At 44.2% G+C, this 22757-nt stretch carries 20 protein-coding genes; 19 read left to right on the top strand and 1 reads right to left on the bottom strand.

Annotated elements, in window-relative coordinates:
- The first annotated feature begins 15 nt into the window (after positions 1 to 15).
- From ACR1R9_RS12585 to ACR1R9_RS12540, 10 genes are all read left to right on the top strand, one after another.
- A complete protein-coding gene (locus ACR1R9_RS12585; protein WP_433923543.1) occupies positions 16 to 1026 on the top strand; it encodes an aliphatic sulfonate ABC transporter substrate-binding protein in 1011 nt (336 codons plus the stop codon).
- Positions 1027 to 1068: 42 nt separating this feature from the next.
- Positions 1069 to 1914, top strand: a complete 846-nt coding sequence (locus tag ACR1R9_RS12580) for an ABC transporter permease (RefSeq protein WP_433923722.1) — start codon at positions 1069 to 1071, stop codon at positions 1912 to 1914.
- Positions 1911 to 2723 carry an ABC transporter permease gene (locus tag ACR1R9_RS12575; RefSeq protein WP_175382774.1) on the top strand — a complete coding sequence of 271 codons (813 nt, stop codon included), beginning with the start codon at positions 1911 to 1913 and terminating at the stop codon, positions 2721 to 2723. Before ACR1R9_RS12580 ends, ACR1R9_RS12575 begins: the two co-directional genes overlap by 4 nt.
- A 32-nt stretch (positions 2724 to 2755) precedes the next feature.
- The gene (locus ACR1R9_RS12570; RefSeq protein WP_433923544.1) at positions 2756 to 4117 is read left to right on the top strand and encodes an LLM class flavin-dependent oxidoreductase; all 1362 of its coding nucleotides are present in this window, start codon (positions 2756 to 2758) and stop codon (positions 4115 to 4117) included.
- Positions 4118 to 4362: 245 nt separating this feature from the next.
- Positions 4363 to 4887 carry a sigma-70 family RNA polymerase sigma factor gene (locus ACR1R9_RS12565; protein WP_433923545.1) on the top strand — a complete coding sequence of 175 codons (525 nt, stop codon included), beginning with the start codon at positions 4363 to 4365 and terminating at the stop codon, positions 4885 to 4887.
- A complete protein-coding gene (locus tag ACR1R9_RS12560; protein ID WP_433923546.1) occupies positions 4884 to 5735 on the top strand; it encodes a hypothetical protein in 852 nt (283 codons plus the stop codon). The genes ACR1R9_RS12565 and ACR1R9_RS12560 overlap by 4 nt, the downstream gene beginning before the upstream one ends.
- Positions 5736 to 6054: 319 nt before the next feature.
- Positions 6055 to 7209, top strand: coding sequence for an alanine racemase (gene alr / locus ACR1R9_RS12555; RefSeq protein WP_175382778.1), 1155 nt, complete (start codon positions 6055 to 6057; stop codon positions 7207 to 7209).
- A gap of 151 nt (positions 7210 to 7360) precedes the next feature.
- Complete coding sequence (locus tag ACR1R9_RS12550; RefSeq protein ID WP_433923547.1) at positions 7361 to 7981, top strand: D-alanyl-D-alanine carboxypeptidase family protein; 621 nt, start codon at positions 7361 to 7363, stop codon at positions 7979 to 7981.
- A gap of 52 nt (positions 7982 to 8033) precedes the next feature.
- Positions 8034 to 9086, top strand: coding sequence for a D-alanine--D-serine ligase VanG (gene vanG, locus ACR1R9_RS12545; RefSeq protein WP_433923548.1), 1053 nt, complete (start codon positions 8034 to 8036; stop codon positions 9084 to 9086).
- 119 nt (positions 9087 to 9205) lie between these two features.
- On the top strand, positions 9206 to 9361 hold the full coding sequence (locus ACR1R9_RS12540) for an alpha/beta hydrolase (protein WP_099854216.1): 156 nt from the start codon (positions 9206 to 9208) through the stop codon (positions 9359 to 9361).
- 137 nt (positions 9362 to 9498) lie between these two features.
- Here the strand turns inward: ACR1R9_RS12540 and metE are convergent, their stop codons facing one another.
- Positions 9499 to 11790, bottom strand: coding sequence for a 5-methyltetrahydropteroyltriglutamate--homocysteine S-methyltransferase (gene metE, locus ACR1R9_RS12535; RefSeq protein ID WP_310852958.1), 2292 nt, complete (start codon positions 11788 to 11790; stop codon positions 9499 to 9501).
- A gap of 242 nt (positions 11791 to 12032) precedes the next feature.
- Here metE and ACR1R9_RS12530 point away from each other — a divergent pair, with 242 nt between their 5' ends.
- From ACR1R9_RS12530 to ACR1R9_RS12490, 9 genes are all read left to right on the top strand, one after another.
- On the top strand, positions 12033 to 12983 hold the full coding sequence (locus ACR1R9_RS12530; protein ID WP_433956447.1) for an MBL fold metallo-hydrolase: 951 nt from the start codon (positions 12033 to 12035) through the stop codon (positions 12981 to 12983).
- A gap of 208 nt (positions 12984 to 13191) precedes the next feature.
- On the top strand, positions 13192 to 14070 hold the full coding sequence (locus tag ACR1R9_RS12525) for an AraC family transcriptional regulator (RefSeq protein ID WP_076288488.1): 879 nt from the start codon (positions 13192 to 13194) through the stop codon (positions 14068 to 14070).
- 85 nt (positions 14071 to 14155) lie between these two features.
- Positions 14156 to 15430 (top strand): ABC transporter substrate-binding protein, encoded by a 1275-nt coding sequence (locus ACR1R9_RS12520; RefSeq protein WP_433923550.1) that lies wholly within the window; start codon positions 14156 to 14158, stop codon positions 15428 to 15430.
- Between the two features lie 52 nt (positions 15431 to 15482).
- Positions 15483 to 16373, top strand: a complete 891-nt coding sequence (locus ACR1R9_RS12515; RefSeq protein ID WP_076288490.1) for a carbohydrate ABC transporter permease — start codon at positions 15483 to 15485, stop codon at positions 16371 to 16373.
- Positions 16374 to 16388: 15 nt separating this feature from the next.
- Positions 16389 to 17270, top strand: coding sequence for a carbohydrate ABC transporter permease (locus ACR1R9_RS12510; RefSeq protein WP_064638483.1), 882 nt, complete (start codon positions 16389 to 16391; stop codon positions 17268 to 17270).
- Positions 17271 to 17463: 193 nt separating this feature from the next.
- Positions 17464 to 18219, top strand: coding sequence for a response regulator transcription factor (locus tag ACR1R9_RS12505; RefSeq protein ID WP_433923551.1), 756 nt, complete (start codon positions 17464 to 17466; stop codon positions 18217 to 18219).
- Positions 18188 to 19840, top strand: a complete 1653-nt coding sequence (locus tag ACR1R9_RS12500; RefSeq protein WP_433923552.1) for a sensor histidine kinase — start codon at positions 18188 to 18190, stop codon at positions 19838 to 19840. The genes ACR1R9_RS12505 and ACR1R9_RS12500 overlap by 32 nt, the downstream gene beginning before the upstream one ends.
- 218 nt (positions 19841 to 20058) lie before the next feature.
- Positions 20059 to 21696 (top strand): extracellular solute-binding protein, encoded by a 1638-nt coding sequence (locus ACR1R9_RS12495; protein WP_433923553.1) that lies wholly within the window; start codon positions 20059 to 20061, stop codon positions 21694 to 21696.
- Between the two features lie 112 nt (positions 21697 to 21808).
- Complete coding sequence (locus ACR1R9_RS12490) at positions 21809 to 22750, top strand: ABC transporter permease (protein ID WP_433923723.1); 942 nt, start codon at positions 21809 to 21811, stop codon at positions 22748 to 22750.
- The last annotated feature ends 7 nt before the right edge of the window (positions 22751 to 22757 follow it).

Genomic DNA, 22757 nt, shown 5'->3' with positions numbered 1-22757 from the left:
GGGAGAGTGGATTATATGAAAAAATCTCATCTGGTTCTTGTTATGGTACTCACGTTGTCTTTATTGACAATGGCTTGTGCATCCAAGAGTTCAAATGAAAATGCAAGTGGTTCAGGTACGAGCCAAAATGTAACTGTCAAAATTGGGATTCAGGGAAGCGGTGGCTTATTCGGTAAAGCACGCGAAGAAAAATGGTTTGAACAAGAATTTGAAAAAACAGGTGCCAAAGTGGAATGGATTGAGTTTCAGAGTGGACCGCCTATGACAGAGGCGATTGCTTCCAATAAGCTGGATATCGCCAGCCTGGGGAACATGCCTATTATCGCAGCACAAGCTGCGAATATTCCTTTTAAAATCGTATCGCAAGTTCTGGACGGAAAAAATAACGTTGCGATTATTGTACCTGCCGGTAGTACCGCCCAGTCACTTAGTGACCTGAAAGGCAAGAAGATTGCCGTGACAAAAGGAAGCAATGCATATAACTTTTTATACCGTGGTTTGGAGAAGTCCGGTCTGACGGATAAAGATTTTGAAATCATTCAGTTACAGCCTGATGAGACACAGTCTGCGTTTGAAACCGGCAGTGTCGATGCCTGGGCGACATGGGACCCTTACATTACACTCAATACCTTAACCGGAAAAGGAAAAGTGCTATCCGACGGAGAGCAGCTTGGCGTATTGTCCCCTTCGTTTACGATCGCGGGAACTGGTTTTGCAGAGGAGCATCCAGAGCTTGTGACTCTGTACTTGAAGGTAGTTAATAAAGCATTGAAGTGGGAAAGCGAGCATGAAACCGAAGCGATCGACAGATATGCAGCTGAACGTAGTGTTCCTGCCAGTGTTATCAGTGGGACATTCGAACGTTCCCGCATGATTAACACACCAGTTAATGAAAATATTGTAGAAGAAATGCAGCAAACAGCGGATTTCCAATATAAAGTGAAGAACATTCGGAATCAGGTTGTTGTTAAAGCAATAACGGACAATCAATATATCGACGCAGCTCTCAAGGATCCACTGAAATAAACATAATGACCCCTATAGAAGAGAGGCGTTCACTACATGCAAATGCGTGCGGAAAAGGCGGTTATCCCGCCTTTAATTCAAAAGAAAAACTCGGTTAAGCGGCGAAAACTTTACTTAAGAGCTAGCAATATGGTACTAGGGCTTATCGTTCCGGTGTGTCTGTTAATCGCGTGGGAGGTAGCCGGGACTATGGGATATTTGAACCCCGTTCTGCTTCCAACGCCAAGCAGTATATGGAAAGAGCTCGTCAGCATGACGGAGACAGGTGAACTTGTAAGGCATTTGGGCATATCGACGTGGAGAGCTCTACTTGGTTTTCTGATCGGAGGCGGTCTTGGTCTAACAATGGGCTTGTGGGTCGGGTTTTCTTACAAGACAGAGCGACTGCTGGACCCTTCCTTTCAAATGCTGCGGACGCTGCCTCACTTGGCCATTGCTCCCTTGTTTATCTTGTGGTTCGGTTTCGGTGAAACTTCAAAATTGCTGCTGATCGCTAAAGGTGCTTTCTTTCCGCTGTATGTTAATACTTTTCTGGGTATCCGATCCGTTGACAGTAAGCTTTTTGATGTAGGACAGGTGCTGCAATTCAGCAAATGGCAGATGATCACGAAGTTAATTCTTCCAGCATCTCTGCCGAATATCTTTCTGGGTATCCGATTATCCGTCAGTGTCGCCTGGTTGGGTCTGGTCGTTGCCGAATTGATGGGTTCCAGTGCAGGCTTGGGATACCTGATCAATGATGCTAGATCGTTCTCACTCACCACCGTAGTGTTTGTGGGAATCATTGTTTTTGCTTTCGTGGGCAAACTGTCAGATTCCATCATTAAACTTTTGGAAGCGAGAGCACTACGGTGGCAAGACGGTTTTAAAGGAGAAGAAGCAAAATGAGCAAGCTGGAGATTGGTAAACAAACCGAACGAGCAGGAGACTGGCTGAGCAAAATTCCGGGTCGTCTTCACGGGTGGATTATTCCGTTGGCTATTCTCCTCATCTGGGAATTGGCCTCTGCCCTTCAGCTGGTTTCAGCGACCATGCTACCCGCTCCTTCCAAGATTGCAGAGCAGTTCATCCGTCTAATCTTGAACGGCGAGTTGCTGGAACATCTCGGGATCAGCTCCTATCGAGCGGGCCTGGGATTTCTGCTTGGAACAGCTGCCGGGCTCATGCTCGGCCTATCCACAGGGCTTGGGAAATTGGCGGAGCGCACACTTGACCCTTCATTACAGATGCTGCGGATGATCCCGCTTCTTTCCCTCATTCCATTATTTATTTTATGGTTTGGTGTAGGAGAGTTTTCAAAAATTCTAATGATCTCGCTAGGTGCGTTTTTTCCTGTATATGTGAATACATTTCTCGGTATACGAAACGTTGATATGAAGCTGATTGAAGTCTCCCGGATTTACGAGTATTCAAGATGGGAGTTACTCGGCAAACTCATTATTCCTGCGGCACTTCCCAATATTCTGCTTGGAGTCAGACTGTCTCTGGGCGCGGCGTGGCTAGTCCTTGTTGTGGCTGAAATGATGGGAACCAGCGCAGGTGTCGGCTACATGATACAGGATGCTCGTGCTTACTCGCAAACGGATATTGTATTTGTCGGTATTGTAGTCTTTGCGGTTGTAGGAAAGCTCTCGGATTCGACTGTCCGGCTCCTTGAAAACAGATGGCTTCGCTGGCGAGATACGTTCAAGGGGTAATCCGATAATTGAAACAAGAAGGGGAGATTTATATGGGGACGAGACAAGAGCAACTTCATCTAGGAGCATTCATTTATTATACAGGTCATCATCACTATGGCTGGCGGCGCTCGGATTCAGGAGCGGAACAGATTTTTGATTATAAGTTTTACAGGTCCATCGCACAGACGGCTGAACGAGGCAAGTTTGATATGATGTTTCTGGCTGATCTTCTCTACGTGATGGGCGCTGATCAATCGGCTGCAGGGATGCTGGACCCGCTAACGCTCCTGTCGGCCTTGGCTACGGATACAGAAAAGCTGGGTTTGACCGCCACCGTGTCGACTACCTATAACGAGCCATATAACGTAGCTCGAAAATTTGCCACATTGGACCATATCAGTGAAGGACGTGCAGGATGGAACATCGTGACATCCCAATTGGATGTTGAAGCAAATAACTATGGAAGAACAGAACATCCCGAGCATGGGCTTCGATATAAAATGGCCCGGGAATTTGTCGAAGTAGCCACCCTGCTCTGGGATAGCTGGGAAGATCAATCCTTAATTGTGGATCGGCAGGCTGGGCTATTTGCGGACCCGTCTAAACTAAAGGAAGTTTCATATAAAGGGCAGTGGTATTCTACCCAAGGTACAATCAATGTTCCTCGTTCCCCGCAAGGATATCCTGTACTCATCCAAGCCGGATCATCCGAACCGGGACAGGATTTTGCAGCCAACTATGGTGAAGTGATTTTCACGGCCCAACAGTCTCTGAATGCTGCGAAAGAGTTCTATAATAACGTCAAATCCAAACTCGCTCTATATGGACGCGAACAAGGCAGCATGAAAATAATGCCTGGTTTATCACCGATTTTGGGTAAGACGGAGCAGGAAGCTCAGCGGAAATATCAAGAACTACAGGAGTTAATCCCTCCGGCGGCTGCAGTTGGTATGTTATCCGGTATGCTTAAGTTTGACCTTTCAGAGTATCCTGTTGAAGGCCAGTTGCCTGATATTCCAGATCCCGTAGAAGCTTCCAATGGCATGAAAAGCCGGGTACAGCTGATTATGGACATGGCTCGAAAAGATAAGTTATCCATTCTTGAGCTGGGTCGGAGGCTGATAGGGGCAAGAGGGCATATGCAGTTTGTTGGGACCTATGAACAACTGGCTGATTTGATGCAACAATGGTTTGAAGAATATGGTTGCGACGGATTTAACATCATGCCACCCGTTTTGCCGGGAGATTTGAATGAATTTGTGGATTATGTAGTTCCGATTCTTCAATCGCGGGGGCTCTTCCGTACGGATTATACGGGCAGCACGCTTCGTGATCATCTTGGGCTGGATCGCCCGGGTATAAGTCATTTTCAAAAAGAGAAGACGTTAGATAAGACCTCCATAACAATATGAGCATACCCGTTTTAGTCTGATTTTCAATTAATGGTCTTCCTAAAGAAGAAAGAGAAAAGAAGTCGCCTATTGGCGGCTTTTTTCGTTTGGGACGATATAAGTTCTTGTTCCCAGATAAAAAAATTCAAAAAATTCATCTTCTTTAAAACTATTTTCGACTCTCAGCTGTCTAACATGCGAAACAACATACAAAGTAAGCTTTATTAAAAATGCGGCAATAATCAAAATATACAGTCGCAACGGGGGTGGACAAACTGAGCAAGGAAATTACAGCACTAACTGAACAGCAGTTCAGTGATCGTCTGGAGGCATGTAAAGAAAAGCTTTATCGCTTCGCGTTCTCTTATGTGAAAAATGAACAGGAAGCATTGGAAATCATATCTGAGGCCTCTTATAAAGGTTTTCTATCTTATGAAAAAGTGAAAACTCCTGATTATTTTGAAACCTGGATGACCCGGATCGTCATCAACTGCTCTCTGGATCACATCAGACGAAAGAAGAAATACACGTATATGGAAGACAGTACAATACCGTTTGCAGCCGAAGAGAGTTCCATAGGGCTTGAAGAGCAATGGGATTTATACGAAGCACTTGATCACCTGCTTCCCGAAGATAGGGCATTTATCGTTTTGAAATTTTTCCAGGATCAGCGATTCAAGGATATGGCGGAGGTATTGTCCCTGCCGGAAAGCACGGTGAAGACCAGGTTCTATAAGATCTTAAACAAACTCAAAAAACATCTGACCAAGGAAGAGGTTGATTTTACATGACAGGAAAAGAACGATATGAACAGATCAATATTCCATCCGGCCTTTCCGGAGTTATTCAGCAAGCCCGTCAGCGCGCACGAAACCAAAAGCGAAGAAAAATGATGATCTGGCGTAGCTCCTCCCTGGTTGCTGCCTGTGCTGCGGTGATGATAACAGCTAACGTTCCAGGTGTAGCCAAGGCATTATCCGATGTACCTGTTATAGGTTCTGTCGTCAAAATTTTGCAAGTTGGTGGTGGCGGGGAGCGCACAGATGGGGTTTCGGTTACAACGACCAAAGAATCGGATACACTAAACATTCATTTTCAGATCGATGGTGAACAGATCACCTCTGCTCCATCGTATACTGTGGATCACAAAGAAGGGCCGAATCGTCTGATCTTCACCTTCAATGGGGTACGTCATCTGGATTATGACAAGTTGGAGAAGGATATTAAAGCACTTAAGAATGTAAAAGATGTCTATCAAAATATCATTTTGGATGATTCTGCGATTGGCTTTGTGGTTGAACTGAAGGATGATGTGGATTATTCCGTGTCAGAGTATCAGCAGCCTGGCTATATTCAGTTGAAGCTTTTTTCCGACGGGAAGACAACGCAATCGCATGAGCTTTTCTTTGTCCGTAGCGAAGACATGGAGCAGGGTGAATCACTGGCCATGTTGGCTGAACAATATTCAGCCGATGGCAGCAGCGTTGTGCAGACCCAAAATGGAAAATTTACCGTCGTTATGGGTGCCTTCGAGAACCGTGCAGATGCAGAGAAACACCTGAAAGAATTTACTGACCGGGAGGACTACAGTGAACCACTGCGTGTCGACAGTTGGATGAGTAATGAAAATCCGCAATAATGAAAGTGGCCTGCCTTAACGCAGGCTTCTTCTTGTAGACTTTATTATCGAAGTTCATTTCCGTTATCTTTTACGAGTCGCCCTTTTGGCGACTTTTTTTGTTGTAACTATGAGAAGTGTAAATCTGTAATCTTACATCGTTGTCAGTTTTGTGTAAGTTTGATCGATAGGAGCTGAAGTGGCCTTAATATACACTTAAATCAATTCAACGCACGACATTCACACCTTTAGGAGGCCAAACAATGAAAAGTGCATATGCGGATCTACTGAAAATAGGAAGTAAAAACAAGTCATCTATTCAGTTGAGGAGATCCCTCGGATGTACCGAGATACTTGGGCTGAAATAGATTTAACGCAAATTCGCGAGAATATCATAGAGATCCGCAAATTTCTACCCCGTTCGACCAAATTAATGGCCGTTGTTAAAGCAAATGCATACGGGCATGGAGATATCGAGACAGCCAAAGAAGCAGTAGAGGCAGGCGCGGATTATTTAGCGTGTGCCTTCATTGAAGAAGCCATCCGCATTAGAAATGCCGGCTTACAACAACCGATTCTTATTTTGACTCCGATTCGTCCCGAACTTGTACCTCTGGCTCTTGAACATGATTTGATGCTTACCGTTACACAGGCGTCATGGTTTCATGAGATGAGAAAATACAAGCCTATCCATACCCCACATAAGTTATCTGTGCATGTGAAAATGGATACTGGACTTGGGCGAATAGGTATACGCACGCAAGAAGAGTGGCTTGAAATGGTTCCTTGGCTCAGAGCACCAGATGTAGTAGTCGACGGGTTCTATACCCACTTCGCGACTGCAGGTGAGGCAGACAACCGTTATCTACAGCTTCAGATTCAACGCTTTCTGGAAATGAAAGAATGGAGCAGTATATCACGGATTCCGATCAATCATTATCACTGTGCGGGAAGTGTAGCAGCACTTCGATTCCCGGAATTGTGCATGGATATGGCTCGAATAGGAGCTGCAATCTATGGCTTTTATCCTGAAAAACTAGTACCTAACATCCAACTAAAGCCGGCATTCAGTATGCACAGTAGATTATTGCAAATGAAAAAATTAAAAGAAGGCGAATATGTGGGGTACAACAATGCTTATCAAACAGACTCAGATCAATGGATCGGAACAGTACCTATCGGCTATGCCGATGGATGGTCGCAGAGAATGCAAAATTCGGAGGTTTTGGTGGAAGGGGTTCGCGCAAAAATTATAGGGAAAATCTCCATGGATCAATTGATGGTCAAGCTTCCGATGTATTTTCCGGAAGGATCAAAGGTGACCTTCGTTGGCTATTCAGGCGACCAAGAAATTCAGATTCAGGAACTGGCCAATCATATTGGTGGTGTCTCTCAAGAAATAACGAGTTCCATCACGGACAGAGTGTTACGAATTTATAAAGAAGGTGGGGGAGTTCATCATGAAATCACGGGAAGTCGTACAAAAACTTATTGAAATCAGCGTAAGTAACGAAGAACGGTTTCAAGGACACTTAGTGTTAATCAATGATCAAAACCCAATCAGAAGGCAAGTACAAGTCCACCAACTAGAGTCATTGGATTCATTGCCTTCAATAAAGAAGTTAAATAAGGAGATGCTTCTGGAGATGCAGTGTTTCAATCAATTTCATGCTCTGCTTAAAGCTTGTGGGGGGACGGATGATATTGTCGCTGTCAGCGCATATCGAACAAAAGAAGATCAAGTCCAGATCTATCAAGATTGTTTGATTGAACAGGGTTCGGAATATACTTCCAAATACGTAGCCTTGCCTGACCATAGTGAACACCAAACGGGGTTGGCTATCGATGTGGGTAAATTGGAATCGAATATCGATTTTATTGCTCCTTCCTTTCCGGATACGGGCATTTACAAGTCCTTCAGACAACATGCCATACAATTCGGTTTTATCCTTCGATATAAACAAGAAAAAGAATCAATCACGCGTATTGCTTATGAGCCATGGCATTTTAGATATGTAGGATATCCCCATTCCAAAATCATGGAAGAGAACAATCTATGTTTAGAGGAGTATATCGATTTTGTACAGCAGTATCGGTACCCTGGAGAGCAGCTTACGATTAAAGAAAAGGACATGACAATCCAGATATATTACGTTCCCGCGGATAAAGGGACATCTAGCCATATCCCGATCTTGAGTTGTGATTCTTATCGGATATCAGGAACGAATCGTGAAGGATTCATTGTTACGACATTCTCTAAAAATTAAGTTATAGCAATAAGGATGATTTAGACATATCACATTTTAGGAGGATTTTACGATGCAGAAGAAGTCGATTGCGGTATTGTTTGGCGGATGTTCAGGTGAGTATAACGTATCTTTGAGCTCAGCCGCTTCAGTGATTGAAAATTTGGATACCGAAAAATACAATCTTGTATTAATTGGAATTACACAGCAAGGCTCTTGGCTCCGATATAGTGGAACGGTTGAGGATATTCGCAATGATCGGTGGCATTTGCATCCGAGTTGTATCCCATCCTTTTTCTCGCCGAGTAGAGAAGTCAGAGGACTCATTGAGCTTGTGCATACGGAATATCATGTAACAACGATTGATGTTGTGTTTCCAGTGCTTCACGGCAAATACGGTGAGGATGGAACCCTGCAAGGATTATTGGAACTGTCGGGTATACCGTTTGTTGGATGTGGCATGTTATCCTCTGCGTTATGTATGGACAAGGAACTGGCTCATAAACTGGTGCAGCCAGCAGGCATAGATACGCCGTGTTCCCTTACAATACATAGGAGTGAACGGATGGAAGAAGTGTTATCAGAAGCAGAAGCACTGGGCTTCCCACTCTTTGTTAAGCCGGCTAGATCAGGATCGTCATTAGGCATATCGAAGGTGAACAATAGGCAAGAGTTGATTACCGGAATTGAACACGCCTTCATACACGACAGCAAAGTAGTCATTGAGCAAAATATTAACGGTTTTGAAGTGGGTTGTGCTGTATTGGGCAATTCTGATCCCATCATCGGTATGATTGATGAGATTGAACTACAGGGGCACTTTTTTGACTTCTCGGAAAAGTACTCCTTGATCAGTTCGAAGATTCACTTGCCAGCCCGCATTGATGAAGACACTGCAACGAAGGTTAAGGAGAGCGCTCTGACTATTTATAAAACGCTTGGATGCAGAGGTTTTGCCCGAGTAGATATGTTCCTGACCGCTGATGGAAGAATTGTGTTCAATGAAGTCAACACGATACCTGGTTTCACATCGAATTCCCGCTATCCCAACATGCTCCAAGCTAGTGGCATGACTTATGCAAATATTCTTAACCAGCTCATCGAGCTCGCCATTGATGAGAACTGAGAGCGTGGCTTAACTCGATGAGGAAAATCAAAAAAAGATCGGATTCAACAGCGGGGGAAAGACATCGACGGTTTACAGTGTAGTGAAGAGTAGAATGATTGTTATGATCCCTTTTATGGATGAAAAGCCATGTGAAAGAACTTGGGATTAGAGAAGATCAGCTCATGGTAGGCGGAGAAAGCGCTGGAGGAGGACTTACCGCCACACTTACTCTTTACGCCAGGGATAAAGGAAAAGTGAACATTGCATTTTCAAATGCCGCCAGCATCCTATGATCGATGACAGAATCCGCTAAGGTCAATAATGCCCCCATTTGGAACTCTGCTTATAATGATATTAAAAGGCGGACATTCCATAACATAGGAATGTCCGCCTTTTATAAAAGAATTCTTGAATTATTTATCTATTCAACTTAAACCGTTGTTGCAACGTGCTTTTCACGAGCAATCTTGGTTGCATCAACCATGTTGCGCAAGGAAGCAACGGTTTCTTCGAGTCCACGAGTTTTGAGACCGCAATCCGGATTAATCCAGAACAATTTAGGGTCCAATACACGCAAGGCGCGTTCAATCATGCTCGTCATTTCATCCACACTTGGAACACGTGGGCTATGGATATCGTATACGCCAAGTCCAATGCCCAGTTTATAAGTGTTCAACTCAAAGCTGTGAATCAGTTCACCGTGACTGCGGGATGTCTCGATCGAAATAACATCGGCATCCATCGCTTCGATGGAATCGATCATGTCATGGAATTCGCAATAGCACATATGTGTGTGAATTTGAGTCGTGTCTTGAACCGTGCAAGTGGAAATACGGAAAGCTTTGACAGCCCAAGCCAGATAATCGGCTTGCTCGTTTTCCTTCAACGGCAGTCCTTCGCGAACCGCAGGCTCGTCGACCTGGATCATGCCAATACCTGCTTGCTCCAACGCTTCGACTTCTTGTCTCAGTGCATACGCCAATTGATATGCGATATGCTCGCGCGGGATGTCTTCACGCACAAATGACCAGTTCATGATAGTGATCGGTCCAGTAAGCATACCTTTTACAGGACGTTGTGTCTGGGACTGTGCATATTTGGTTTCTTCAACGGTCATTTCTCCAGTAAATGCAACGTCTCCGAAAATAATTGGTGGTTTGACGCAACGGGAACCGTATGATTGTACCCAGCCAAATTGTGTGAAGGCAAACCCAGCAAGTTTTTCGCCAAAGAACTCTACCATGTCGGTACGCTCAAACTCACCATGTACGAGAACATCGATCTCGATCTCTTCCTGAATTTTGATCCAGATATCAATCTGATCCCGGATGAACGCAGCATACTGCTCATTGTTCAACTCACCCTTACGCCACAATTGACGTGCTTTACGCACTTCTGCGGATTGTGGGAAGCTGCCGATAGTCGTTGTCGGGAAAAGTGGCAATTTCCATTTGTCTTGCTGCGCGATATGACGCTCGGCAAACGGTCGGGAACGTTCCGGCTGTTGAACGCTGAGTGTTGCCACGGCTTCTTGAACAGCAACACGATTGCGCTCTTCGGATTGCTGGAGAGCCTGGATCGTACGATCGGAATTTTCAATTTCAGCGATGATTTCAGCGTTTCTTGAAGACAATGCTTTCGTCAACAGAACGATCTCGTCCAACTTTTCATCTGCAAATGCCAGAGCATTTTTCAGTTCGGATGTGAGTTTAGTTTCACGCTCTGTCGTTACCGGAACATGAAGCAAGCTGCATGAGGATTGCACGATTAAACGTTCAGGTGTTACGAGTTCAGCCAGTTCATCCAACAGCTTCAGTTTTCCTGGCAAAGAGGCTTTCCAGATCCCGCGGCCGTCAATAACCCCAGCACCCAAAACTTTATCCGCTGGGAAACCTGATGCTTTAATGGATTGAATGTTACCGGTAGCGCCGTGAACAAAATCAAGTCCGATACCTTGAACCGGTAGGGCAACAATGTTGCTATAGTTCTCTACGGATTCAAAGTAGGTTTGCAGCATAATGTTCAGACCTGGTACAGCAGCTGCAAATGTCTCATAAATTTTGTTCAGCAGCTCTAGGTCAGCGTCACTTGTTTTGGTAACGAGGATTGGCTCGTCAATCTGTACCCACTGAACTCCTTCATTTGCAAGCTCTTGAAGCACTTGTACATAGAGCGGAAGCAAGCGGTCCAGCCAAACGTTTGTTTCGGACTTATCGTATCCTTTGGATAGTTTCAGGAAGGTTAACGGTCCAACAAGAACCGGTTTGCCTTCAATACCGAGCTTCTCTTTAGCTTCGCGATAAGCAATAAGTGGTTTATTTTCCGTAAGGGCAGGGGAAGCACCGTCCAGTTCAGGTACGATATAGTGATAGTTCGTGTTAAACCATTTTGTCATTTCACTTGCTGCTGCATCTTTTGTTCCCCGAGCAATTCCGTAATAGACGGACAAAGGTACAGCGCCACCGTCATATGCAAACCGTTTTGGAACAATGCCGAACATAACGGCAGTATCCAGAATGTGATCATAGTAACTGAAGTCATTAACAGGAATAAAATCGATACCTTTTTCTTGCTGCTTGCGCAGGTGATCTAACCGAATCTCCTGCAATTTTGCTTGAAAATCTGTTTCTTCGAGCTTACCTGACCAGAATGCCTCCAAGGCTTTCTTCCATTCCCGATCCGCACCAATTCGTGGATATCCCAATACACTGCTTTTTGCCATGACGTAAAACTCCTCTACAATATGTTACCAAAAAGTTATCACATATCCGGAGTTATAATGTAATTCCATTAAGTTATATCTAGCTATAGCCTATGGCTATACCCGCAGGGTCGAGAACACCGCTGTTGGATTCAAACTGGGTTAATCGATCGTTTTAGTATATAATGACGTTTGATTCAGGAAGGGAGAGGTATTCGATGATACGTGGAATAGAGGCATTCACAGGTTCAAGGCATTTCCGATTGAATGAGGTTGCTGAGGGTGTATTTGCTGCGATTGCAGTTCCCGGTACAGGTTCATTGGGCAATGCCACAATCGTTGATTTAGGCAATGCAACGCTAGTTGTGGACACATTCACGACGGTGCAGGCAGCAGAGGATTTGCAGATAGCGGCTGAGTACCTCACGGGAAGAAAGGCTTCTTATGTAATCAACACACATTGGCATAGTGACCACACATGTGGCAATCAAGTATTTGTCCCTGCAGCTCAGATTATTTCCACATCGATTACTCGCGAAATTATGGATACTTTTGTTAGGAACAGAATAACGCAGCAGTTGGCAAAACCAGAAGCGATATATGATGCTATAGACGAACTTGATGAAAAAATACAACGAGAGACAAACGAAAAGTTAAGGCAGGAAATGCAATGGGATAATGCCAGTGATCGTGAATATATGAAGATGCTCCCCGATCTAGTATATTCATTACCGAACTTAACTTTTGATCAGCACATGACTATTCACGGCAGTAAGCGCAGTGTTGAACTTATTACTTTTGGCGGAGGTCATACCCAGAGCGATGCCCTGGTCTTTATTCCGAAAGACAGAATTGCCATAATGGGGGATCTGGTGTTATCTAAACATCATCCGGTTCTCATGTATGCCAATCCTCAGCAATGGCTGGATATTTTGAACAAAGTCGAACAGCTGGATATAGAAATCATCGTACCGGGGCATGGAGAAGTGTGCTCATTTAATGCATTGCATGAAGTCAAAGCCTACATAACGGATCTATTGGAAATCGTGACCGACGCTGCTCAAAGAAACGAAAACTTGGACGAAATCACTGTACCATCAGCCTATCAGGACTGGTTCTTTACTACGTATTTCAAGTCCAATGTGCAAAGCATCTATGAATGGATCGAGAAAAGTGGTAAAAGTAAAACCGATCAAAGGCAGCCAAACGATTGAATGTCATGCTCGTTCAACATTTCTATTTATCTTGGAGAATTCGTAAAGTTGATAGACTCATAATAGGGGCTTCTTAACAAATGTTGAGAAGCTTTTTTGTTTGTCCGACCGTTTTTTTTAAGCTCGATTAGAAGGGACAGCTATACTTGATGCATAATAATGATAACTAGATCATGATTGAACTGGAAAATGTGGAAAGGGTGATTCAATGGGTGTACCTACTTTTCTTGAAACAGGTCATATGACAGAGGGTCTTCCAATCCGGGTGATTCATACCGAGAATCAGTTTAATTTTGCCGCCCACTGGCATGAAGAGGTGGAAATGGTAGTGGTGGATGGAATGAACGGAAGAATAGGCGTGAACAACCATGTGTATGAGCTGAAACAAGGAGATGTGTTGCTTATCAAACCAGGAGATGTTCACTGTTTCTTGCCGGGAACCAATCATCTTACCATTATCCAGTTTCGATTGGAGTTGCTGACGGGAAGTTTCATAACGGATAACGAAGCACAGAATCTACGAGAGCTTTTCAATAAAACGGTGGTCATTCCGTCAAACATCAGTAACGAAAAAAATCTGGGGAAGTATATAGATGCTTTAGCGAATGAAGAGAAGGATCAACAAGCAGGGTATCGCTGGTTAATGGTTGCCAGATTATATGACCTTATTGTTCATATGCTGCGCACAAATGCACCGATTACAGATAAATTAACTTCAGGATGGCCATGTTCTTCTTCCAAAAAATTTGAATTTCTTGAATCGGTCTGTGAATACCTGGAAGAGCACTATGCAGAACCCATTAAACTCGATCAGGTCGCGGAGCACATTAAATTCAGCAAGTTTCACGTATGTAAACTGTTTAAAGAGATCAAAGGAATCACTTTGATGGAATACCTGAACCATTTTCGAATCATCAAATCGGAATGGGCATTATTGTTTCGTGAAGAATCCATTCTGGATATTGCCATTGGTCATGGTTTCAACAATGTGAACTCATATAACCGTCTTTTTAAAAAATATAATGACTGCACTCCTTCTGAATTTCGTAAGAAGCACCGTACAAATATCACAACATATGAAGGATAATTCACAATATTTGAAGAGAAAGCCTTCTCCAAAATCCATATACTCTAATAAATTGTAAGCGTTTCCTTTTTGAAGGAGGGGGCCCATGAAGAAGTTTAAGCTTAAATATATCTCCATGATTGCACTCGTAAGCGCAGTGATAATGGTGTCTGGCTGCCAACCAAGTGGAGCCAACCAGTCCAAGCAGGCGGAGATCACCGTCTGGAGTTTTACGGATGAAGCAGGTTATGCGATTGAGAAATTCGAGGAGAAATATCCGGACATTAAAGTGAATTTTGTCAATATTCCGGGCAATTTCTACATCACCAAGCTTAAGTCTGCACTACAGACAACGTCCAAGGCTCCGGATGTGTTTATGATCGAGAATGCAAATATAAGAGAGCTGATTGATGTGCCGTACCTGGAGAATTTATCGGAGGCACCGTATAACGCCAATGAACTAATTACAGAGCAATATGCTTTTGTGCAAGCTAATGAGAAGGATAGCGAAGGAAATGTTAGAGCGATCGGTTATCAGGGAACGCCCGGAGGCATTTATTATCGGAGAGATCTGGCCAAAGAATATCTAGGAACGGACGATCCGGAGAAGGTAGCGCCGCAAATTGATACATGGGAGAAGATATTCGAGATTGGAGAGAGGGTAGAGCAGAAAAGTGGAAATAAAGTTCATGCCCTTGCCAACTGGAATGCAATATCTAATTCATATGATGGTATCCCATGGGTTAAGGATGGGAAGTTAGTCATCGATCCCACCTATATGAAGGTGCTTGACCTTGTTCGTGAAGCACGTCAGCGGCATGTGCTTGCAGAGTTGGATGATGGTAGCGCCGGATATGCGGCTTCAATGCAAAAAGGTCAGGTGATGTTCTATCCGGGAGCAACCTGGGCCTTGCAATACACCTTTAAGGCGAACGCTCCGGATACCGAAGGATTGTGGGGTCTCGCACCGGGGCCATCCGCTTTTAGTGCGGGAGGAACTTATATTGCGATGTATAGCAAAAGTGAAAAAAAGGATCTAGCCTGGAAGTTTATTGAGTTTTACAACTTTGATCATGATTTTCTGTCTGGGCTTGCGACGGAACAGGACTATTTTACAAGCAATATGGTCGTGAATGATCAGCTTGCAGGCTCCGTATCTTCAGCGTATTTGGGCGGGCAGAAGCATTTTGAGTTTTTCTCGGAAGCAGCGAAGCAGGTTCCTGTATATGAGCGAACCAAATATGACTCAATCATTAACAATGATATCTTCAAAAATGTACTCCAGTTGTATCTCAATAACGACATTCAGACCAAAGAAGAAGCCGTAAAACGAATCAATCGTGATGTCAAATTGAGATTTCCGGAGCTGGAAGTGGATTAGCTTAGAAGTAAGCAAATGCCTTTTAATCATCCGATGACTGGGGGTACAAAACATGTTTGCCAAGTCAATCCGCAAAGACCATTACGGATACTATTTCATTGCTCCGTTTTTCATTCTTTTCGCCATTTTTGGACTATACCCTATTCTGTATTCTCTCTATATCAGCTTCACCAACTTTGATGGAATTACTACGCCGGACTTCGTCGGAATGGGTAACTATATTGCGGTTCTGCAAGATCCTTTGTTCTACAAGACGTTATTTAATACCCTTTTTATCTGGGGTGTCTCTGTAGTCCCACAACTAACCGTTTCGCTTGTACTCGCCTTTATTCTCAACGACAAGTTGCTTAAGGGAAGAGATATTTTCAGAGCGGTTTATTTCTTTCCCAATATCGTTACGGCAGCATCATTGGGTCTACTTGTGAGTCTGATCTTTGATTGGCAATCCGGCGGTTTGAATCATTTTCTGGTTCAAGTTGGACTCATCGATGATCCGATTAACTGGAAAAATGATCCTTGGTTTATGCGACTGATCGTTTCATCCATTCTGTTCTTTCAATACTTTGGTTACTCCATGGTCATCTATCTGGCAGGCCTTCAGGGTATTGATCCGTCACTGCAGGAAGCTGCTCAAATGGATGGGGCGAAAAAGAAACATATTTTCATTCATATCATCGTTCCAATGCTGCGTCCAATCATTCTGTTTCAGATGATCACATCCATTATTGGGGGCATTCAGATTTTCGATCAGCCGTTTACATTGACGAATGGAACGGGTGGTCCGGATCGTGCAGCCATGACGAGTATTATGTATCTGTATAATGTGGCATTCCAAAGTACACGTTTTGGTTATGGAGCGGCCATTGCATTCTGTCTGTTCATCATCATTATCCTGCTATCGGTCGTATCCTTCATGATGACGAAGCGCAAGAGCCGTGCATAGGGAGGGGGAAATGAAATGCCAACCGTCAAACCAGTCGAACAACAAAAAGTTACTCTACAGCAATACGATACTGTGAGGCGTCTGACACTGGGCAAAGTCATTATTTATCTGTGTTTGATTAGCCTAGCCGTGCTCTGTATCATTCCATTTTATCTCATGCTCATCTATTCCACGCATAATAATGCGACGATTGCATCGACATTTACGTTTCTGCCCGGCCCCTTCTTGCTGGATAATTATACGAACATGGCTTCCAAAATCAATATCTGGCGCGGGTTTGCCAACAGCTTTTTCATTGCCGGAACGTCTACGGTGTTATCCTTGTATATTGGTTCCCTAACGGCATATGGCTTCGCCAAGTTCAAATTCAAAGGACGCAACTGGCTATTCCTGTTCTTGCTTGCAACCATGATGGTGCCTGGGCAGCTTGCACTGATCGGGATGTATCGTCTGTTCAGTACGTTAGGTTTGCTGGACAGCTATGCAGCGATCATTTTGCCGGCAGCGGCGAATGCATTTAATGTATTTTTTATCAAACAATTTATGGAGAGCAGCATTCCAGACGAGATTATTGAATCTGCACGTGTAGATGGTGCAGGGGAGTTTCGCACGTTCAATCAGATTGTCTTGCCCATTCTGGGCCCAGCCATATCGGCGCTTGGCATATTCACCTTTATCGGTTCGTGGAATAATTTTCTCACGCCGCTGGTCCTGTTTTTCTCGCTGGATAAATATCCGCTTCCGGTACTCGTTGCATTGGTACAAGGATATTATGGAATGGATTACGGACTGTTATATTTGGGTGTTGCGATCTCGATCTTGCCTATTATCATTGTTTTTGCGATATTCTCCAGACAAATTATAGGCAGTGTTGCCTTGGGTGCGGTTAAAGGATAACATGTGTACGGAACTAGTCGCCTTCTTGGCGGCTTTTTTGTTGTTTACAAGTTATGCCTATTGCAAAAGTGGCGGAATACCATTTTGAAAGCCTTTCCAAAAATCTATGATATACTACGATATGACTGGCATACCATGGAAAAAAGATATTCCACTTATCGTTTTCTTCACTTTCACTTGCAAAGGAGATGTCATGATGTTTAATGTTCTTGTTGTTGACGATGAGAGCGTTCAAAGAGAAGGCATTAAGGATTTGATCTCTCACTACGGCTTTCCCTTTCAAGTATTGGAAGCTGAGAACGGGATGAGCGCAGAGCGAATTCTGGTTCAGAACGCGATTGATATCCTTATCACCGACGTCAAAATGCCGCTTATGGACGGACTGGAGCTTAGCAAACAAGCCAGGAAAACGCAGCAGAACATAAAGATTGTCATCTGCAGCGGTTATGATGAATTTGAATATGCCCGCAGTGCGATTCGGCTGGGTGTAGTTAATTATTTGCTCAAGCCACTGGTCAGGGAAGAGTTCTTACAGGTGATGGAAGATATTACGCAGATCCGTGCTTATGGCGGAGGTCCCGAACCGGAATCAGTGGAATCGAAGGTCATTCAACAGGTGAAGGATTATGTGAAGGATAACCATCAGAGAGATATTTCATTGTCCGAGGCAGCCCACGATGTTTATCTATCTCCAGGGTATTTGAGCATTTTGTTTAAAAAAGAGACCGGGGAAAACTTCTCGAAATATTTGACCGATTACCGTTTGCGGCGTGCAAGCCATCTGCTGGCTCATTCGAATATGAAAATCAATGATATTGCAGGGGCCGTTGGCATAGACAATCATTCTTATTTTGCCAAGCTGTTCAGAAACAGATTCGGTGTCAGTCCGTTACAGTTCAGAGAGTGCGGGGTGCTTCATGATCGGATGGATCAAGAGCAAATTCAATGATATCAAGTTCCGAAACAAGCTGCTGCTGTCGCATTTGGTAATCGCACTCATTCCGATTCTTCTGCTGGGGTTGCTCTCCTTCATTCAATCTTACCGAATTCAAATGAAGGAGTTGCGGAGCGAAGCAGAAGCGAGTCTGGAACAGGTGTCTAACATTATGGATTATAAGATTAATCGGTACAACACGTTAAGTGAGTTCATGGTGCTGAATCGGGATTTATCGCAAATATTTACGAAAGACTACGAAGAAAATTATTATAATATGTACCTGGATTTCCGGGATATCCTGGAGCCGTTGATCTCGAACATCCGGCTGATGGATGATGATATTGAAGATATTACCTTTTATACGTCCGGGGAGTTATTGGGAATCCGCAATAATATTTTGCCAATTGGGGATCTCAAGAGCAAGTCCTGGTATGACGGATTTCGAGGCAGGCGCTGGATTGTGGATGGGGAGAAGCTTTATCTCGTTCAGGAATTGATCAGCAATCCGAAAGACAGCAATTTTATGGTGATCTCCATTCAGCATGATAGCATCTTTGCAGACCTGGACAATCTGTCGGAACATGTAGCCGTTTATATTGAGGATGCGAAGCAGGATGTGATCTTTCAGGAAAACCATGAGCATGTTGCTGCGGCCGCAGGTTCGAAAGTTGAGGAGTCTGGCGATCTGAGTCTTAGCCGCTCACTCGCCAACAACGGCTGGACCATTCACTATAATCTGCTGAATACCAATGCGTACGCCAATGCAATGAGTATTTTTCAAATTACGCTGTTTGTCATCATCCTCAGCCTGATTATTACCTTCTTGCTCATTTATGTTATTTCTAATAACTTTACGCAAAGAATTATCCATATCAAGAACAAGGTGGACAAGGTTGAACGGAACAATCTGGATGTGATTATTCGAAGTTCATCCAGAGATGAATTTGGTGAGCTGACTAACGGTATCGGTAAAATGCTGACAAGGATCAACAGCCTGATCTCCCAGGTGTATCACGCCGAAATTGCCAAGAGGGAAAGTGAATATAACAAGTTGATTAGTCAGATCAACCCTCACTTCCTGTATAATACACTTTCATTTATACGCTGGAGGGCCGAGAAAAGGGCGGATATAGAAACGAGTTATATGGTATCTGCATTAGCCCGTTTCTATAGGACAACACTTAACCAGGGGAAGAATATGGCCACCATTGCGGCTGAGGTGCAGCATATTAAGGCATATTTGGATTTGCAGCTCATCATGAACGATGGCCGATTTGATGTGGATTATCATATCGATGACGATGTACTACATACAGAGGTGATTCATTTTATTTTGCAGCCGATTGTAGAAAATGCCATCAAGCATGGTTTTGTGGAGGCAGCTGCGTCCGATTGTCAAATTCACATAGTGGTTGGCCGGGTGGAAGAGGGGATTAAATTAACCGTTCGTGATAACGGTGTTGGCATGACGCCTATACAGACAGCAGGTTTGTTAACAGGAGAGAACGGCGGGTGTGGTGTCCGAAATGTTAATGACCGAATCAAGCTGTATTATGGTGTGGATTACGGGCTTGTTATTCATAGTGAACGGGGCAGCGGAACGGAAGTGTCAATCGTCCTTCCTGCCACATGATTGCGTGTAATTATATTAAAACATAGCGCTAGTACTGAAGCGGTTGCTGTTGCGACCGCTTATTTGTTACTGTTTATAAAATTTAAACACAGAGAAATAAAGTAAATTGGAGGTCATAAAAAAAGTGTTACATATCCGAAAAATGTGGCATATACGCCAATTTTGAAAACGCATACAATTTGGTTATCAAAAGCAAATCAGATAAAGGGGATGACAGGATGAAGAAGCGTACTAAGATGGCTACGCTGCTGATTGGAAGCATGATGATGGCTGTAATCAGTGGCTGTACAGGGGGCAATAACGAGAGTGCACAACCGCAAATTTCACAACAGGACTATGAACCTTATGGTAAATATGAGACACCCGTGGAATTTACGATTGGCCGAAATACCAATCATGTGAACAATCTGCCTGCCGGCGATACTATTGAAAACAATCTGGCTACACGCTATGTAGAAGACCGGGTGAACGTCAAGGCCAAGGTAGCTTGGGAAACAGATGATATGGATCAGAAGCTATCACTCTCGATGACGACAGGTGACCTCCCGGATGTAATGCTTGTCAGCCGCGAAATATTTAATCAACTGGTGGATAACGATCTCATTGCCGACATGACAGAGGTTTACGAGAAGACAGCATCCGAGGGTGTTAAAAATATTTATGGTTCCTACGGAGATTTGCTACTGAATCAGGTAAAGGTGGACGGAAAAATCATGGGTCTACCTATGACGAATATCGGAAACCAGCACCAATTGCTGTGGGTCCGGAAGGACTGGGTGGATAAAGTAGGCGCGAAGCTCCCAGAATCCGTTGAGGATGTATGGAATCTCGCGAGAACGTTTGTGGAGAAGGACGTTTCGGGAACAGGCAAGACGGTAGGCATGGTCATTGATTCCAATGCGATGAACTTTACGCCGATCTTTGCTGCACACGGTGCCTTTCCGATGAACTGGATTCAGAAAGACGGTCAGGTTGAATATGGATCTGTTCAACCTGAAGTGAAGCAAGCGCTGACAGAGTTGAGCGCCATGTATAAAGAAGGTTTGATTGATAAACAGTTTGCTGTCCGGTCGAACGAAGAGAAGGAAGCCCTAGTTATCAACGGACAGGCAGGAATGGTATTTAATCCATGGTGGATTGGCTACACCAACTACAAGGATTCAATTAAGCAAGATCCTGAAGCAGTCTGGGTTGCCGTATCCGCACCAGTAGATGAGAATGGCAAGTTCAAGACGATCCGGCAAGATCCGGTGGGGGGCGGCATCGTCGTTGTGAAGAAGGACTTTGCGCATCCTGAAGCGATCATGAAATCAGTTAATTTAACAACGGATTTTCTGTACTCCTTAACGGAAGACGCAATCAATTACAAGAAAGAGCATCCCGACGAGTTGCTGACCGATGCAAGCCGCTGGAACAATGATCCTACCCAGATTCCGATGCAAGTCGATTATGATGATGTACTCAAGCGTTATTACGATGATCTGATCAAAGCAGATGAGGCAGGTGATGCTTCTGCTGTTCAGGAAGACCGAGTCGTTTCTTTCAAGGCCTATCAGGAATTCAAAGAGAAAGGAAATGCGATTGATGCAAATACCTACGGTGAATACCTCTCCCGGATCGAAGGGCAGCGTGAGGCGAACAATCCGAACCTGGAAGTGATCCCCGCAGGCTTTTATGGAACAACTGAGACGATGAAACTGAAGTGGGCGAATCTGCAGAAGCTAGAAGAGGAAACCATGCTCAAGATCATTATGGGGGAAGCGCCTGTAGATGAATTCGATAAGTTTGTCGACACTTGGAAACGTACGGGTGGCGATGAGATTACAGGAGAAGTTAACGAGATGAGCAAAAGATGACGATTGCGTGAGCTTAGGTGCGGAAGCCTGATTGTGGACTTTCGCACGGGCTTTCGCCGATAAATCCTGTCCAATTAGGCACATGATGGAGGTGGAAAGGACAATGGCTCAAATGGAAACAACCGTTAGTCAAGAGCGGGAAGTGCGTTACTGGAGGAAAAAGAAACGTAAAACTTTTGATGAAATGACCTATCATATTATGCTGCTGCCTGGCATGATCATGCTGTTCATTTTCTCAATTGTACCGATGTTCGGGGTTGTGATGGCATTCCAAAAGTTCATTCCTGCCAAAGGAATATTCGGGTCCAAATGGGCAGGTCTATCCAATTTCACGTATATGTTTCAACTCCCGGACGCGAAGCAGATTTTCATTAATACATTGGTCATTGCAGTTGGAAAGATTGCTCTAGGGTTGATTGTACCTATCGTATTCGCTCTCCTGTTAAATGAGGTGCGTCTGAAAGTATTCAAGAGTACGATTCAAACCATCGTCTATTTGCCGCATTTTATGTCCTGGGTGGTTCTGGGCACGATGCTGACCATGATCTTTTCCTTTGATGGCATGGTGAACAACTTCCTTGAGTTTCTAGGCTTGGAGCGAATTATGTTCTTGGCGAGCAATGACTGGTTCAGGCCGCTGCTCATTGTGACGGACACGTGGAAGGAATTTGGCTACGGGACGATAGTCTATCTGGCTGCATTAACGGCAATTAATCCTGCATTGTACGAATCTGCCGCAATGGACGGCGCAAGTCGCTGGAAACAGACGCTGAATATCACGCTGCCGGGTATGTTCCCGACGATTATCCTGCTGGGTACGCTGAGTCTTGGTAATGTACTGAATGCGGGTTTTGATCAGGTGTTTAACCTGTATAATCCGCTGGTATATGAAACGGGCGATATTATTGATACTTTTGTGTACCGTATGGGTCTGATCAACATGCAATATTCATTTGCAACAGCGATTGGACTGATGAAATCGGTGATCAGCTTTGTTCTGATTGTGATTTCCTACAGACTGGCTTCGAGGTATGCGGGGTACAGAATTTTCTAGGAGGGTT

The organism is Paenibacillus taichungensis (assembly GCF_050994985.1).
Lineage (GTDB): Bacteria > Bacillota > Bacilli > Paenibacillales > Paenibacillaceae > Paenibacillus > Paenibacillus taichungensis.
The sequence above is the reverse complement of the archived record's forward strand: the minus strand, read 5'-3'. Positions and strand labels throughout refer to the sequence as shown.